The organism is Streptomyces sp. NPDC052043, assembly GCF_044548235.1.
Taxonomy (GTDB): domain Bacteria; phylum Actinomycetota; class Actinomycetes; order Streptomycetales; family Streptomycetaceae; genus Streptomyces.
Map to the genome: position 1 here is coordinate 551,133 of NZ_JBIUBT010000004.1, position 14,681 is coordinate 565,813.

Below are 14,681 nucleotides of genomic sequence, written 5' to 3' on the forward strand. Positions count from 1 at the left end.
CCTATAGTGGCCAAAGGCCATAGCCAGTTGGACAAGGAGGGGAGATGCCTCAGATCGAAGAGGCTCAGCCGAAGTATCTCCAGATCGCCCACTACATCCGTGATCAGATTCTTCGGGGTGACCTGCGGCCGGGGGACGAAGTTCCCTCGGAACGGCAGCTCGCCGCGGACTGGAAGGTGTCCCGGCCTACGGCCGCGCGGTCACTGGAAGCGCTGAGCCATCAGGGCCTGGTCGAGAAGCGCCAGGGCTCGGGAACGTACGTGCGCAGCCTCGAAGTGAACCGGCGCGCACGAGAGTTGTACGGGCGGGCCCGGCAGACCGGGAAGATCTATACGCCCGGAGAGTACGCGGTGATCACGTCGGCCGGTTGGCTGGAGGCGCCAGACTACGTCGCCGAGGCCTTGGGGCTGGTGAAGGATCGTCGAGCCGTGCACCGCCGGCGCGTGACAAACAACCAGCACGGTCCGATCACGCTGTCCACCTCGTGGTTCGCTCCGGACGTCGGCGAGCGGGCGCCCAAGCTCACGGATCCCGAGCGGATCCAGGAAGGGACGCTCATGTACGTCGAGAGGATGACGGGGCGTCAAGGCAGCTACGCGGAAGACCGCATGTGCGCTCGTGCCGCCACGGACGAGGAAGCGACTGATCTGCGGTTGGAGCCGGGATCCGCGGTCCTCATCGTCCATCACGTCGTCTTCGACCTCCAGGACCGGCCTCTGGAGTTCGCCGAAGCCACCTACCCGCCGCACCGCTGGGCGTTCGAGCAGGGCTACCCGCTTACCTGACGACTTGCCAGTTACGGCGAATCGCTTGCGCTCCCGAAGTGGCCAATGCCACTATCCACGAAGTGGCTAAGGCCACTTGGATGAGGAGGGGGCACGACGTGACGAGTCGGCGGCCGGAGCAGGGTGCACGGTTAGCTTGCCGGGGGTGTCGGGGGCGTGGATGGAAGCGCGTCGGCTCCCGAACGGCGCTGGCGCTCTCCACGGCCAATGACCGCAGCCGTGCCACGTCGAAGCGGCGCTGCCTCGACTGTGACGGCAGCGGCAAGGAGTGAGCACGCATGGCCTACACAATCGACCGTTACCCCTGTCAGGACTCACCGCGGCTCGGTGCGATGATCTTGCATCCAGAACCTGAGTCCGTACCCCGTGCCCGGCGCTGGTTCCGGAAGTTCATCGCTCCGTACAGCCCGGCCTGCTCGATCGACGACTGCACGCTGATGATCTCGGAACTGGTGACCAACGCCATCCGTTACGGGAGGTCGGACGACCCCTGGCTGGTGCGGGTCGAGTGGTTCCGCGAGGGAACCTCGCTCCGCGTCGAGGTGCACAACCCGGGTTTCCCGGCGAATGTACGGCTGCGGCACCCGGAAGCGAACGACGCTCACGGGCGGGGGCTGCTTCTGGTCGACTCCATCGCCGACTCCTGGCATTCCGGGCCCAGCCACCTCGACGGAACGGTCGTCTCCTTCGTGGTCGCTGATGCCTGGCCGGCGTGATGGGATAGCCCGCCTCTTCTACTGCCACGCTAAAACTGCCGCTAGTCTGGTTGACCAGTTGACTTGGCCAATCTCGACAGGCGGCGTTCATGGCGTATGAAGTGGAGCCACCGAAGTACGTGCGCCTCGCGCAGACGCTTCAGCGTCGCATCGAGGACGGCACGTATGCGCCCGGCGCCCGCGTACCGAGTGAGAACCAGCTGGTGCAGGCCTTCGGGATGTCCCGCCCGACCGTCGTACGAGCCCTGGAGCTGCTGAAACGGGACGGTTGGCTTGAGTCCCGGCAGGGGTACGGCACCATCGTCCGAGGTCGCCCGGAAGTCGTCGAACAGAAGGACCGGCGGGGGCGTGAGGCGCTGGAGCGCGACGAGTCGCAGGGCGCGGGCCGCCTGGTCGAAGTCAGGCACGTTCCTGTCCCGGCTCGGGTCGCCTCGGAGCTTGGCCTGCCGAAGAGGGCCGAAGTCCTCATGCGTCGCTTCCTGGTCGAAGAGGACGGCGAAGCTGTCGAGTTGGTCTCGTCGTACTTCCCCGCCGGCCTGGTCGAGGGCACTGAGCTGGGGTCCGACGAACCTTTGAGCGGGAGTACCCGCGAACACCTCGAAGCGCGGAAGAAAGTCCGCTTCGACCACGTGGTCGAGCGCGTGTCGGCTCGGCTGCCCGAGGCGCGTGAGGCCGAGCTGCTGGATCTGCCGGACGGCGTTCCCGTGCTGAGCGTCCTGGTCGTCGCCTGTGACGCCTCCGGCCGATCCTTGCAGGTCTCTGACGTGCTCCTTCCGGCTGACCGGCAGGAACTCGAAGACACCTACCGTCTGAGCTGACGCCGCCCTTCGGGCGAGACCCCCCGATAGCCACTTGACAAGTCAACCTGGCATCCCTAGCGTCGAACTTGCTAAGTCAACTTGTCAGGTCGACAGGTTGATCGACTCTCAGAAGGAGCAATCCCTGTGCGTGTGATCCGCGTTGACGCCTCAACCGCCACAATCCTGCTCACCGAGGCTCCGGCGCCGAAGGTGCGCGACCGGCAGACCGGCGAGATCGCCAAGGATGCGGTGACCGGTGAGGCACTGATGACCGTCGGCGTCGTCTACATCGACGAGGGCGAGTCGTCGCTGATCCAGGTCACCGTCCCGGAAAGCGGAGTGACCGAGGGCCTGACGGTCGGTGCTCCGGTCTCGCTTCCGGGTCTGGTGGCGCGGCCCTGGGAGAGCGTGTTCAACGGCAAGGAGCGGCACGGCATCGCCTACCGGGCGACCGCCGTTGCCCCGGGTGCCTTCCCGATGGCTCAGGCGGGCTGATCGCCGTGACGGAACTGGTGACGTTGGCCGAGCTGGGCGGTCCGCTCGCTGCGATAGGCGGCGCCGCCTACGCCCGGCACACCTACCCGGCGGCGTACTGGTCCATGGTCGGGCTGCCGCTCTCGGTGGCCCGGCTGCTGGCCTCGTACCCCTCGACCATGGACGCCTGCGGCCTGACCGTGGAGCCGTCCCGGTGGCGGGCAGTGGCCGTCCAGGCGACCACCCGCCGTGAGGTCCGGCCGGTGCCTCCTCGTCGGGGCATCATCCGGCCCACCACGACCGGCCTGCGCATGCGGCTGCGGCTGGCTCCGGGCCAGGAGCCGGCGGACGTGGCGGCCTCCGCCGAACGCCTCCGGCACGCCTGGGGCGTCCACGCCGTCCACGTGCGGGACATCAAGCCCGGCGTCGTCGAATTGCAGCTCGTCGGCTTCGACGTGCTGCGAAAAGTGCGGATGCCCCGTCGGCTCAACGGCGGCCCACTTCAGGTCCCGGTGGCATTACGGGAAGACGCAACCGCGTTCGTACGGGACTACCGGACCGTGCCGCATGAGTTGGTGCTCGGCGCCACGCTCTCGGGCAAGTCCATGTACCTGCGGAACCTGCTGACCGGGCTTGCCGCTCAGCCGGTCGTCCTGGTCGGCATCGACTGCAAGCGCGGGGTCGAGCTGGCGCCCTTCGCACCCCGGCTCTCTGCCCTGGCCACCGACCCGGACCAAGCGGCCGAGCTGCTCCCCGCGCTCGTCAAGGAAATGGAGGACCGATACGACCTGATCAAGGCTCGGCAGGGCATCGCGCCCGGCACCCCGGAAGAGCTGATCACCTCAGACATCTGGGGACTGCCAGAGGACGAACGTCCCGCCCCGATCGTGCTCTTCATCGACGAGGTGGCCGAACTCTTCCTCGTCGCCACACGGAAGGAGGAGGAGCGGCGGGACGAGATGGTCACCCAGCTCATCCGCCTCGCCCAACTCGGCCGGGCCGCCGGCATCTACCTCGAAGTCTGCGGACAGCGCTTCGGCGCCGAGCTGGGCAAGGGCGCGACCATGCTCCGCGCTCAGCTCACCGGACGCGTCTGCCACCGGGTGAACGACGAAGCCTCGGCCAAGATGGCGCTCGGCGACATCGCCCCTGAGGCCGTCCTCGCGGCCTGCGCCATCGCCCCCGAGCTGCCCGGCCTGGCCGTCATCGGCGACACCTCCGGCGGCTGGTCCCGCATCCGTACCCCTTACCTCTCTCTCGCCGACGCTGCGGCCACCTGCCGTACGACGGCTCACCTCGCCCCCGACGTACCGGCGCTCGATCCCTTCCGACCGTACGTCTCGCCGATGCCAGTGGAGGCGCCCGGGCCCGTAGCCGCGGCTCGCCCGGTCACCGAGTAAGCGCACCCGCTCCCACGGCCGGCACGGCCGACCCGTGCCACGTCCCTACCCCCTCCATGCCTGGAACCGGAAGGAGTTGCGCCGTGCGTACCCTGCCCGTCCGCCTCGACGCCGTACTCGTCCAAGCGCTGATCGCTGCCGCGCTGTCCTTCGCCCACCTGCACGACCTGGCCTCGGCTGCCGGACAGCACGGATGGAAGGCATGGGCCTACCCGGTCTCCGTCGACCTGCTGCTGGTGGCGGCCTGGCGGCGGCTCCGCTCCGGCGGGGCGAAAGCGGCCGGGTGGTGCTGGTTCCTAGTCGCACTGACCGCCTCGCTCGGCGCCAACGTCGCCACGGCCGGGCTCCTCGACCTGGGCGCCGTACCGGCCTGGCTGCGCATCCTCGTCGCCGGATGGCCCGCGGTCGCCTTCCTGGGCGGGACGCTGCTCGCCCACGGCGCAACCGCAGATGCCTCACCGGCGGAACGTGAGTCGGCCCCGGAGCCCACGGCGTCCGAAGCGCCCGCCTCTGCACCCGAGTTGCCCACTGCGGAGCCCCAAGCAGCTCCGCTCTCCACGACCCCGGTTCCGCCGGCGCTCGTCACGCTCGCGCGCAAGGTCGCCGACGAACACCGCGCCCGGACCGGAACGCCCATCGACACCTCGACCCTTCGCGCCCGGCTCGGCGTCCCGCTGCCGCTGGCCGAAGCCATCGCCGCCCAACTCGCCTGACCCGGAGGACCTTCCACCGTGCGCCCGTCCACGCTCCGCGCGCTCAAACGCGCCGCCGAGCTGACCCGACAGAACCGCCTCACCGAAGCCGTGCTCATCGCCGAGCCCGTGATCCTCGCCGCCGACAGCTACGAGGGCGACGAGATCTTGCGCTGGCTGGCCGACCACGTCACCGACTTCACCGGCGAAGACCCGAAGGAGAGCCGCTGATGACCACCAACCGCCGCTTCCGTAACGTCGCACGCATCGGCCCCATCCAGGTCGCCACCTACTACGACGGCCGGGGCCGCGAGAAGCACACCGCCGCCTGCACGGCTCCGCGCTGTGGCTTCGCCACGGACTACGACAGCCGCGCCGCCGCAGAGCTGGCCGCCCGTACCCACCGCTGCGCCGTCCGCTGAGGAACTCCCGTGACCATCTCGCTGCCGCTCGTCTTCGTCCTGGGCGCCATCGCCTGGGCCGCGATCAAGTTCCTCGGCGTCCGTCTCTGGGTCGCTGTCGTGATCGCGCTGTTCGGCTTCTGGCTCTCGCACACCTTCCTCGCCCCTGCCATCGAGTCCGGCACACGTTCCGGGGTCGGCGTCGTCAACGGAACCCACGAGTGACAAGGAGGTCCGCCGTGCTCCGCCCCAAGCTGCCCGACATCCCGACTCTGCCGACGACAACCGTCACGCCTCAGCAGACGCAGGCACCGGCCTCCCCGGCCGGCCACCTGGTCGCCCCGTATGTGGGCGTCGGTGTCGGCGCGGTCGCTGCCGTGGTCGTCGTCGGAATCGTGCTCACCGCGCTCCTGGCGGCGGTCGCCGTCTCGGCCGTGTCCGTGGCCATCGCCGCCGTGGTCCTGCGCTCCCTCGTCAGCAGCGCGAACAAGCGCTGGCCGGCCGCCGGGGTGGCAAACGCCGCCAAGCATCCCGCCGCCCCGGGGCCGTCCCTCCCAACCGTCGCAACAGCCGAAAGGAACTCCCATCATCACCCGGCAGACCCCGCCCCCGCTGGCGGAACTCTCCATGCTGGCCTCCCTCGGCACCATGCCGGAGCTGGCCCGCCAACTGTCCGGCCTGGGCGGCTGCACCCGCCCCGTACGCCTCGACGGCCACCGCACCGAACACGCGGTGGACCACACGACCGGCGAGATCGGCCGCGTCCTGCACCACCTGGACTCCTCGGCCCTCCCCGCTGGTCAGCTCCTCGTCCGCTGCAACAACCGCCGCTCCACCCGGTGCGCGGCCTGCGCCGAAACCTACCGCCGCGACACCTACCACCTGATCACCGCCGGACTCCGCGGCGGCAAGGGCACCTCCGAACGGGTCGCCACGCATCCGCGCGTCTTCGCTACCTTCACCGCCCCCGGCTTCGGGCCGGTCCACAACCGCCCCTCCGGCGGGCGGAACTGCCGTTGCGGGATCCGGCACGAGGAAGGTGACGCCGTCCTGGGGACTTCCCTCGACCCGGAGTCCTACGACTACGAAGCGGCCGTGCTGTGGAACGCGCACGCAGGGGCTCTGTGGCGGCGCTTCTCGATCTACCTCCGCCGGGAGGTCGCCAAGCGGGCCGGCCTCACACAGCGGGCGTTCCGGGACCACGCCCGGATCTCCTTCGCGAAGGTGGCCGAGTACCAGAAGCGGGGAGCCGTCCACTTCCACGCCGTGATCCGGCTCGACGGCCCGGAGGGAGGCGACTGTCCGCCTCCTGTCTGGGCCACGGCCGAGCTGCTGACCGATGCCATCCGGGTAGCTGCCACCACCGCGCGAGTCGACGGGCCGGTGATCGACGAACGGGCCCACACCTTCGTCTTCGGCCGACAGCTCGACATCCGCACGATCCGCTCCGCCGACTTCGACGACGGCCAGGAGCTGACCGAGCGGGCCGTAGCGGCGTACATCGCCAAATACGCCACCAAGGGAGCCGAGACAGCGACCGGCACCCTGGACCGGCCGATCAAGTTCCTCGCCGAGCTGGCCCAAGCCCGGATCACCGAACACGCCCAGCGCATGATCCGCACCGCCTGGACCCTGGGCGCCCGTCCCGAGCTGGCAGACCTGCGACTGCGGGCCTGGGCCCACATGCTCGGCTTCCGCGGCCACTTCTCCACCAAATCCCGCCGCTACTCCACCACCCTCGGCGCCCTCCGTGACGCTCGTGCCGACTGGCGCCGGACCCAAGCGGCTCCGCCCGTCCCGCAGGACGGCGAAACCACGCTCGTCCTCGCTCACTGGGTCTTCGCTGGTACCGGCCTGTCCCGCGCCGAAGCCTGGCTCGCCGCATCCCTCGAACCCGCCCCCGGAACGGAAGGAGAACCGACATGGACGCCCGCCGCGACGAGCTGATGACTGTTCGCCAAGTCTTAGACGAGCTGGGCGGCGTTTCTCGCCGGACGTTCTACCGCTGGCGCGAGCTGGGACAGGGGCCGGCTGCATTCAAGCTTCCCAACGGTGAGCTTCGAGTCTGGCGCAGCGATTTCACCTCGTGGCTCCGGCAGTTGGAGGCGGCTGCATGAAGTCTCTCGATGTCAAGGTCTGGGGCGTACGCAAGCGGGACACCAAAACGCCCTCGTACGGCGTCCGCTGGTCCGTGGCGGGTAACGTCTCCTCGGACTCGTTCCGCACCAAGGCGCTCGCTGATCACTACCGAGCGAAGCTCATGCGAGCCATGCGGGACGGCGAAGAGTTCGATACGGAGACTGGTCTTCCGGCTTCGCTGGAACAGAAGAAGTCGCCCTTGTCCTGGTACGACTTCGCCCTCAAGTACCTCACGATGAAGTGGCCCCACGCTGCACCCAATACACGAGACGGCATCAACGAATCTCTCACCAGCGTGACCATGGAACTGCTCGTGGAACGCGCAGGACGGCCGTCCGACGAGGAGATCCGTAAGGCACTGCGCAACTGGGCTTTTGTGCTGCCCGGACCGAACGATCGGGAAGTCCCGGACAACGTCCAGAACGTTCTGCACTGGGTGGCAAAGGCATCCCGACCGCTCGCGGATCTCGCTGAACCGGCAACGGCCCGTGCGGTGCTCGACGGGCTGAAGCTGAAGCTCGACGGCACCGCGGCAGCCGCTGAGACCGTGCGGCGAAAGCGGCGGACCCTCGTCAACGCTGCGAACTACGCGGTCGACCTGGGGGAGCTGCGTGAGAACCCGATCACGGCGGTTCGCTGGCAGAAGCCCAAGGTCTCGAACCAGGTCGATCCGCGCGTTGTCGCCAACCCGGAGCAGGCCCGCAATCTCCTGGCGGCAGTGTCGTACGTGGGCGGTTACCGGCGCGCTCGCGGTCGGCGTCTCGTCGGGCTGTTTGCAGCGATGTACTTCGGTGGCCTCCGGCCTGCTGAGGCGGTCGGCCTGGTGGAGACTGACCTTGTCCTCCCCGAGCAGGGCTGGGGATCGGCGCTGCTCCACCGGACTCGTCCTTCGGTCGGCAAGCAGTGGACCGACTCGGGGGAGACCCACGACGACCGCGGACTCAAGAACCGGCCGACCGAAGACGTTCGGCGCGTGCCCATTCCGCCCCAACTCGTTGCAGCGCTGCGCGAGCACCTTGCCACGTACGGCACGGCGGAAGACGGGCGGCTCTTCTTCAGTGAGAAAGGATCGGTCGTCCCGTCCTCGACCTACTACCGCGTATGGCAGGAGGCCCGGCTCCTGGCGCTCCCGCCGGCCGTCGTGGCCTCGCCGCTCGCGAGTAGGCCGTACGACCTTCGGCACTCGGCGCTATCGACGTGGCTCAACGCGGGCGTCGATCCCACCGAGGTCGCCGAACGCGCTGGCAACAGCGTCGAGGTCCTGCTGACCCGCTACGCGAAGTGCCTCGACGGACGTCAAGACGTCGCCAATCGACGTATCGAGGACCTACTGCGCGAATACGAGTAGCGCGTCGTGCCACTGTTGAGGCCCCCGGACCGTCGTCCGGGGGCCTCCGTGTCGAGCTTCAGCGGCGTTTATGCCTCACGCCATGAAGGACTATGGAAGGAAAGCGGGTGGAATACCCGCCACCCCAACGGAGTGCCTTCCTCGTAGGTGCGCCAGAAGTCGGCCCAGCTCTGGCTGATCACGGCTGCAGTGTGTTCTGAGCCCAGTACGCGCCTCAGGTCGCTATACAGCGCGTCGTGCATCTGTGCGGCCCTGGCTGCGTCTCCAGCGGCACCTACGCACTGAGCCCAGTAAATTCTGGCTTCGAGCGTGTCCATGTGTTCCTCGCCCAGCAGACAGACCTGATGGTCGATCAACGCGTCGTACAGACGGACCGCCCGCTCTGCGTCCCCTGCTTCGGCCACGAGTATTGCCTGCCGCCTTCGAGCCGCAAGCACGTATTGATCATTGGCACCTCGCGCTTGCGTCAGTCGGGGGATCAAGTCGTCGTACAGTCGGACGGCTTCTCCTGCCTGGCCCGCCTCACCAACCCACATTGCATGCTGGTAGCGAACCATGAGCACTTCTGGATCATCAGGCCCGGACAACCTTGACCAGTGGCGTACGACGTCACCGTACAGTCGTGCAGCCTCGGCAGCATCTCCGCTTTCGCCGACCGCTGCGGCATGGTTGGAACGACCGATGAGCACGTTGCGATGGTCGGGGCCGAATAGTCCGGTGACGTCCCTGACAAGGCTGGCTAACTCGGCGGCCTTCTCGGCGCGCGAAGTGGGTGGTTGGTGGTACACGGTCCCGATGTGGCCAATGTGACCGCCGCTGATGCTGCCAATGTTGTTGTTGTTCGATCCAGAACCGCCATCTACCTTTACGTGGATCGACCTGTCCGTCTCAGCGGGACGAATCGATTTCAGCAGGCGGTCCAGGTCGGCGGCAGCTTCCTCGCGGGCTGCTGGGTTGAGGCCCATGAGAAGCCCCTCGAACTGACCTTGCCAATATCTCCGAAGTTCACCGCGTACCGCCTCGACGCGCTGTGGCTCCGCAGCAGCGATTTCGTCAGCACTGACCTGGAGCCGGCGCATGGCGTCCGCCTCATGTTCAGGGTCCCCCCGGCCGACCCACCCGGCCACTCGCTGCTGCAGGGTATGCCAAACGTCCGTTCCAGCAGCCTGCACCACCGCTGTTCCGCCAGCTGCCGCAGTGGCCAGCAATAGCTCATTAAACATGCCACCCCCCTTTCGAGCGACAGGGTAATGCCAAGAAAGGCCTCAGGGGGCGGTGTTGCACGATCAGAGCTCACCTGCCGATTGACCAGACGGGCAGCCTGGCTGCCGGTGTGTTCTGGGATCGCGTGCAGGGCACCCCGGTGCCGTAGATACTGTCCGCGGCCAGGCTGTCCGGTCCGCTGCGGGTCCTGCCTGGCCCAGCAGGACGTCGTCAACTGACGTATCGAGGACCTGCTTCGCGAATACGAGTGACGGTCACCTAACCGTGTCCGAGGCCCCTGGCATCCGGTGGATTCCAGGGGCCCCGTTGATTGCCGGTCAGGCTCCTCGCGCACCGCGTGTGGTGCCAGGCCTCGCGAAGGCCAGTTCCCGCGGTGGATGAGCGCTCGTCTTGCGTGCGCCACCCCCTCTGGCCGCTTCCCCGGTTGTTGCCGGCCGGAGTTGATCGAGTGGCGGGGCGGTGGCTCGGGCGTGCCGGGGTGGTGGCCTGCGGGGGTAGTTGAGAGTTGCAGTGTCACAACTCGGTCACCTTCTTTACTAATCCCTCACATCTGGCGTGTCCGTGTAGATAGCTTCACCCTGCACGTACTCAAGCAGGGGGATCCCATGAGCTACTACCAGCCCCAGCCGCCGTTCCAGCCTCCGCCCGGACCGCCGGCCGTCCGTCCCGCACCCAAGTGGGCCCGCAAGCGATTCGTACTGCCCGCCCTGGGCCTCGCGTTCATCATGGGCGTGGGCAGTGGCGGCGCCGACGGTCAGAACCCGGACGCGACGAAGTCGGTGGCTAACGACAAGGTGCAGCCGACGGCCACGGCCACGGTCACTGCGACGGCCACGGCGACGGAGACCGCGAAGCCGAAACCCGCGCCGACAGTGACGAAGACGGTCGAGGTGAAGGTGACTGTCACCGCGCACGCCGCTGCCGCGGGGTCGGGAACGGGTGGCAGTTCGACGTCTGGCGGATCGTCGTCCAGCGGCGGGTCCAGCTCGTCGGGAGGCTCCAGTTCTGCGGGCGGGGGTGCGACGGCTCTGTGCAACGACGGTACGTACTCGTACGCCGCTCACCATCAGGGAGCCTGTTCGCATCACGGTGGCGTGGCCGTCTTCTACCGGTAGTCAACGTCTCGGGGCGGTGCTCCAACTGGTGGTGTGAGCGTGGGGCCACCCACCCCGTTGAATCGGGGGGCCGGTCACGTGTCTCCGAGGCTTCTGCGCCCGCACGGCTCCGGACGCACGACCACCGCGGCGGCCTCGGCCGTGGCCGCGCCGGATGGGGCGGAGGGTGACGTCGGTGATGCCGAGTTCCAAGCGGCGTCCCCTACGCTCGCGAGGCCCTTGGTATGAACAGTCCATCTTTTTTGAGGGCGGAGTCGCATGGCCGACGAGATCAAGTACGAGTACAAGACCGTGCAGACAGTTCGCGGCACCGACGGCTTGGTGATCTCGAAGATGCAGAAGGATGGCTGGGAGCTCGTGGAACAGGCCCAGGGCAGGCTTCGTTCCACCCTCAACTTCCGTCGGCCGAAGAAGCCGCAGCCGTGGCTCCTGATCGGCTCGGCGGCCGCCGTCCTCGTGATCCTGGCCAGCATCATCGGCGTTGCCTCCGCTCTCAGCGACGGAGGCGAGAAGAAGGACGAGCCAGGCAAGTCGATGGCCGCTGCGAGCGAGGAGCCTTCCGCTACGCCGACTCCGACCGCGGCCGAGTCGGCTGCCGCTGAGGTGATCACGCCTCAGAACAACCCGGAGTTCGCGGCGCTGCTGAAGACGGCGGACCACTGCGACGAAGCGAACCTGGACTTCGCGACCAGGCACAAGGGCCAGACGGTCGCGTTCAACGGCTCGATCGTCAACATGGCGCCCCACGGTGACTACAAAACCCGCTACGACATCCTCCTGGGCCCAGGCGACAAGGGACCGCAAACGACGGTCGGGCCGGCCTTCAAGTACGAAGACGTCAACATCTTTGACCTGAAGCTGACCGGCAAGAAGATCCCCGCCACCGTCGGCGAAGGCGACAAGTTCCGCTTCGTCGCCCAGGTGCGCGAATTCAACGCGGTCCAGTGCCTCTTCTTCCTCGACCCGGTCTCGACGGAAGTCCGGTAGCCAAGATGGGCGGCGCATCGGCACGCCGCGCGGAAGTCGGGCGCTCGGTCCATTCTCGCCAGGCCGTGCTGATCTGTGCGTTATGCGGACCGGTTCGCTTGAGTGTGCTCTGAGTCGAGTTGGCGTTCAAGGCTTCTTCGCTCACTGTCGAGGGCGGCGAGACCTCGCATGAGGGAGCGCTCGAAGTCAGGCTTTACCTCGACGCCGAGGTCATGTCGCAGGGTGACCCGCAGTAGATACACGCCATCGGACAGTGGGCCACTGAACCAAGCGTTCGCCCGGCTGTATGCCGGCCTCGACAGCTTGCGCCGCCAGCCTGATTTCCCCGCCGCGGCGCAGAAATCAGGGCCAGAACGACGATAGCGAGGGGCAGGCCTGCGCGAGTCGGATCAGGCTCATTACCTGCGGCGATGCTTCAAGATCCCGTCCACGCCTCGTCCACAGCCCCCGACATACGGCCGCTCCGGGCGGCATACGCCTGCACATACGCGAAGACCCCGGCCTCAGCGTTTCCGCTGGTGACGGGGTCTTTGGGCACCTCATGAAGGGTGCCCCCGGCAGGATTCGAACCTGCGCACACGGCTCCGGAGGCCGTTGCTCTATCCCCTGAGCTACGGGGGCGGGTCGGGCGCGTTGTCTGCGCGGCGACGGGTAGAACACTACCAGTTCCGGGAGGGTGGTCATGAACGTTTTCCGGTGGGGTCCTGGGGGTGGGTCCCCCGGAAGGGGTGGAAGTGGGGAAAAGCCGGACGCGGTGGCTGGTCCCGACCTACTCTCGAGTGGTGCCAGCCGCTTCGGGCCGGGTGCTTGTTGTGGACGACAACAAGGTCATCCGGCAGTTGATCAGGGTCAATCTTGAGCTTGAGGGGCTCGAGGTCGTGACCGCGGCCGATGGTGCCGAGTGTCTGGATGTCGTGCATCGGGTGCGGCCCGATGTCGTCACGCTCGATGTCGTCATGCCGCGACTTGACGGGCTGCGGACCGCGGCCCGGTTACGGGCCGATCCGCTCACCCATGATCTTCCGCTCGCCATCGTCAGCGCCTGTTCGCAGTACGAGGTCGAGGCCGGGCTCGACGTGGGCGTCGACGCCTTCCTCGCCAAGCCCTTCGAGCCGGCGGAGCTCGTGCGGGTCGTGCGGCGGTTGATCGACGGTGGTGCCCGTGGGGCGGGGGAGGCCGAGCCAGCCGGGCGTAGCAGCGGGTGAGACGGTTCCCGGTTCCTGGAGGTCGGCAGTCCCAGTTCGGCACTCCCAGCTCGGCAGCCTCGTGGATTCCGGCGGTTCTCGTTCACATGGTCCACATGGCGATACCGCGCCCAAACCAGTTCGCTTACCCACCCCCCTCCTCCCCTACGCTTGTCCCGTGACCCCCGTGGAGCTCTCTCGTACCGTGCTGAGTGCGGTTCGTCGCGCTGTCGACGTGGGGGAGCTGAGCGTCGGTGTGCCCGAGCGGGTCGTGGTCACGCCGCCTCGGCCCGGTGGTTGTGGTGACTACGCCACCAACATCGCCCTCCGGCTCGCCCGGTCCGCCGGACAGCCGGCCCCGGTCGTCGCCCAGGTGCTCCGGGGGCATCTACTCGGCCTCGACGGCATCGACGACGTCACCGTCACCGGACCCGGGTTCCTCAACATCAGCCTCCGTGACGCCGACGCCGAGGCCGCCCTCGTCCGGCTGGTGGAGGACGTTCGGCGGTCGGGGGAGCGCTACGGGTACGCCCCGCCGGCGACGGGAGCCCCGGAGACGACGGGGACCCCACGGGCGACGGGCACCCCTCGGTCCCCTGCGACGGGGAGCCCTCAGCCGACCCCGACCGTCCTGGAACTGTGCTGCCCCCGCGAGGTCCGCGCCGTCGTCGTCGCGGATGTCGTGGCGCGGCTGCTCCGGTCCCAGGGGGGCGAGGGGCGGGTCGTCTGCGCGAGTCCTGTCCCCGCCGACTGGGAGTGGGTCCTGGGCGTGCACGTCGATGCCCCCGGTCACGTCGATGCTCCCGGCGAGGACACGCCGCACGGCCTCCGCGTCCCCGTTCGCGTCCGTGTCCGGCCCGTTCCCGTCTCCGCCGACCCCCTCCCCCTCGGCCGCGACGCTGCCCGCTGGGCCCTGCTGCATCCCGCCGGCCACGATCGGCCCCGTATCGGCCACGACGGGCCCCGTATCGGCGCCGATCACGACGATCACGACGAGCGCCACAGGCACCTCGTGCAACGCGAGAGCAACCCGCTCTTCCGCGTCCGGTACGCCCACGCCCGCACCCGGGCCCTCGGTCGCAACGCCGCCGACCTGGGCTTCGGGGCCGAGGCGGGGCCCGTCGACGTGGCCCCGCCCGAGTTGTTCACCCTGCTCGCCGACCATCCCCGCGTGCTCGCCCGCGCCGCGGACCACCGTGCTCCCGACGTTCTCGCCCGGCACCTCGTCAGCGTTGCCGATGCCGTGCTGCCCTTCCTCGCGACCGTGCTGCCGCGTGGGGAGGAGAAACCCTCGGCCGCCCACCGCGCCCGGCTCGCCCTTGCCGAAGCCGCCGGGACGGTGCTGACCGGTGGCCTGTCCCTGCTTGGCATCGACGCACCCGAACACCTCTGAGAGAGCCCACAGAGAGCCGCACT

Annotated in this window: 18 protein-coding genes, 1 tRNA gene and 1 pseudogene; 17 read left to right on the forward strand and 3 right to left on the reverse strand. The window is 68.4% G+C overall.

All coding sequences use genetic code 11. From position 1 onward, the window contains the following. Window positions 1-44 precede the first annotated feature (44 nt). The 13 genes and pseudogenes from ACIHCX_RS13725 to ACIHCX_RS13785 all read left to right on the forward strand — a co-directional run bounded on the left by ACIHCX_RS13725 (window position 45) and on the right by ACIHCX_RS13785 (window position 8,755). Entirely contained in the window at window positions 45-785 is a 741-nt protein-coding gene (locus tag ACIHCX_RS13725) for a GntR family transcriptional regulator (protein WP_400029126.1), read from the forward strand. A gap of 278 nt (window positions 786-1,063) precedes the next feature. Further along, window positions 1,064-1,501, forward strand: a complete 438-nt coding sequence (locus tag ACIHCX_RS13730; protein ID WP_400029127.1) for an ATP-binding protein — start codon at window positions 1,064-1,066, stop codon at window positions 1,499-1,501. An 89-nt stretch (window positions 1,502-1,590) separates the two neighbouring features. Next, window positions 1,591-2,319 carry a GntR family transcriptional regulator gene (locus ACIHCX_RS13735; protein WP_400029128.1) on the forward strand — a complete coding sequence of 243 codons (729 nt, stop codon included), beginning with the start codon at window positions 1,591-1,593 and terminating at the stop codon, window positions 2,317-2,319. A gap of 126 nt (window positions 2,320-2,445) precedes the next feature. Beyond that, window positions 2,446-2,796 (forward strand): hypothetical protein, encoded by a 351-nt coding sequence (locus ACIHCX_RS13740; protein ID WP_365775198.1) that lies wholly within the window; start codon window positions 2,446-2,448, stop codon window positions 2,794-2,796. A 5-nt stretch (window positions 2,797-2,801) separates the two neighbouring features. Then, the gene (locus ACIHCX_RS13745; RefSeq protein ID WP_400029129.1) at window positions 2,802-4,175 is read left to right on the forward strand and encodes an FtsK/SpoIIIE domain-containing protein; all 1,374 of its coding nucleotides are present in this window, start codon (window positions 2,802-2,804) and stop codon (window positions 4,173-4,175) included. A gap of 83 nt (window positions 4,176-4,258) precedes the next feature. After that, window positions 4,259-4,888 carry a DUF2637 domain-containing protein gene (locus ACIHCX_RS13750; RefSeq protein ID WP_400029130.1) on the forward strand — a complete coding sequence of 210 codons (630 nt, stop codon included), beginning with the start codon at window positions 4,259-4,261 and terminating at the stop codon, window positions 4,886-4,888. A gap of 18 nt (window positions 4,889-4,906) precedes the next feature. Further along, a complete protein-coding gene (locus ACIHCX_RS13755; protein ID WP_281155632.1) occupies window positions 4,907-5,098 on the forward strand; it encodes a hypothetical protein in 192 nt (63 codons plus the stop codon). Further along, window positions 5,098-5,289, forward strand: a complete 192-nt coding sequence (locus tag ACIHCX_RS13760) for a mobile element transfer protein (protein ID WP_400029131.1) — start codon at window positions 5,098-5,100, stop codon at window positions 5,287-5,289. The genes ACIHCX_RS13755 and ACIHCX_RS13760 overlap by 1 nt, the downstream gene beginning before the upstream one ends. Window positions 5,290-5,298: 9 nt before the next feature. Further along, window positions 5,299-5,493, forward strand: coding sequence for a hypothetical protein (locus ACIHCX_RS13765; RefSeq protein ID WP_400029132.1), 195 nt, complete (start codon window positions 5,299-5,301; stop codon window positions 5,491-5,493). Window positions 5,494-5,507: 14 nt separating this feature from the next. Further along, window positions 5,508-5,762: pseudogene (locus ACIHCX_RS13770) on the forward strand (SpdD protein); the annotation flags it as partial. A gap of 133 nt (window positions 5,763-5,895) precedes the next feature. Beyond that, entirely contained in the window at window positions 5,896-7,215 is a 1,320-nt protein-coding gene (locus ACIHCX_RS13775) for a replication initiator (protein WP_400029133.1), read from the forward strand. Beyond that, window positions 7,191-7,385, forward strand: coding sequence for a helix-turn-helix domain-containing protein (locus ACIHCX_RS13780; RefSeq protein WP_361772232.1), 195 nt, complete (start codon window positions 7,191-7,193; stop codon window positions 7,383-7,385). The genes ACIHCX_RS13775 and ACIHCX_RS13780 overlap by 25 nt, the downstream gene beginning before the upstream one ends. Then, window positions 7,382-8,755, forward strand: coding sequence for a tyrosine-type recombinase/integrase (locus tag ACIHCX_RS13785; RefSeq protein WP_400029134.1), 1,374 nt, complete (start codon window positions 7,382-7,384; stop codon window positions 8,753-8,755). The genes ACIHCX_RS13780 and ACIHCX_RS13785 overlap by 4 nt, the downstream gene beginning before the upstream one ends. A gap of 68 nt (window positions 8,756-8,823) precedes the next feature. Here the strand turns inward: ACIHCX_RS13785 and ACIHCX_RS13790 are convergent, their stop codons facing one another. Both ACIHCX_RS13790 and ACIHCX_RS13795 read right to left on the reverse strand, forming a co-directional pair. Next, window positions 8,824-9,978, reverse strand: a complete 1,155-nt coding sequence (locus ACIHCX_RS13790; RefSeq protein ID WP_400029135.1) for a hypothetical protein — start codon at window positions 9,976-9,978, stop codon at window positions 8,824-8,826. Window positions 9,979-10,733: 755 nt separating this feature from the next. After that, on the reverse strand, window positions 10,734-11,015 hold the full coding sequence (locus ACIHCX_RS13795) for a hypothetical protein (RefSeq protein ID WP_400029244.1): 282 nt from the start codon (window positions 11,013-11,015) through the stop codon (window positions 10,734-10,736). Here ACIHCX_RS13795 and ACIHCX_RS13800 point away from each other — a divergent pair. Next, the gene (locus ACIHCX_RS13800) at window positions 11,008-11,094 is read left to right on the forward strand and encodes a DUF3761 domain-containing protein (RefSeq protein ID WP_225075656.1); all 87 of its coding nucleotides are present in this window, start codon (window positions 11,008-11,010) and stop codon (window positions 11,092-11,094) included. The genes ACIHCX_RS13795 and ACIHCX_RS13800 overlap by 8 nt on opposite strands. 258 nt (window positions 11,095-11,352) lie before the next feature. Then, window positions 11,353-12,081, forward strand: coding sequence for a DUF4839 domain-containing protein (locus ACIHCX_RS13805; RefSeq protein ID WP_400029136.1), 729 nt, complete (start codon window positions 11,353-11,355; stop codon window positions 12,079-12,081). A gap of 549 nt (window positions 12,082-12,630) precedes the next feature. Here ACIHCX_RS13805 and ACIHCX_RS13810 read toward each other — a convergent pair. Then, window positions 12,631-12,702 (reverse strand) — tRNA-Arg (locus ACIHCX_RS13810). Window positions 12,703-12,815: 113 nt separating this feature from the next. Here ACIHCX_RS13810 and ACIHCX_RS13815 point away from each other — a divergent pair. Together ACIHCX_RS13815 and nrtL are read left to right on the forward strand one after the other, a co-directional pair. Continuing rightward, entirely contained in the window at window positions 12,816-13,286 is a 471-nt protein-coding gene (locus ACIHCX_RS13815) for a response regulator (RefSeq protein WP_400029137.1), read from the forward strand. Between the two features lie 157 nt (window positions 13,287-13,443). Next, window positions 13,444-14,658, forward strand: coding sequence for an ArgS-related anticodon-binding protein NrtL (nrtL, locus tag ACIHCX_RS13820; protein WP_400029138.1), 1,215 nt, complete (start codon window positions 13,444-13,446; stop codon window positions 14,656-14,658). Window positions 14,659-14,681 lie beyond the last annotated feature (23 nt).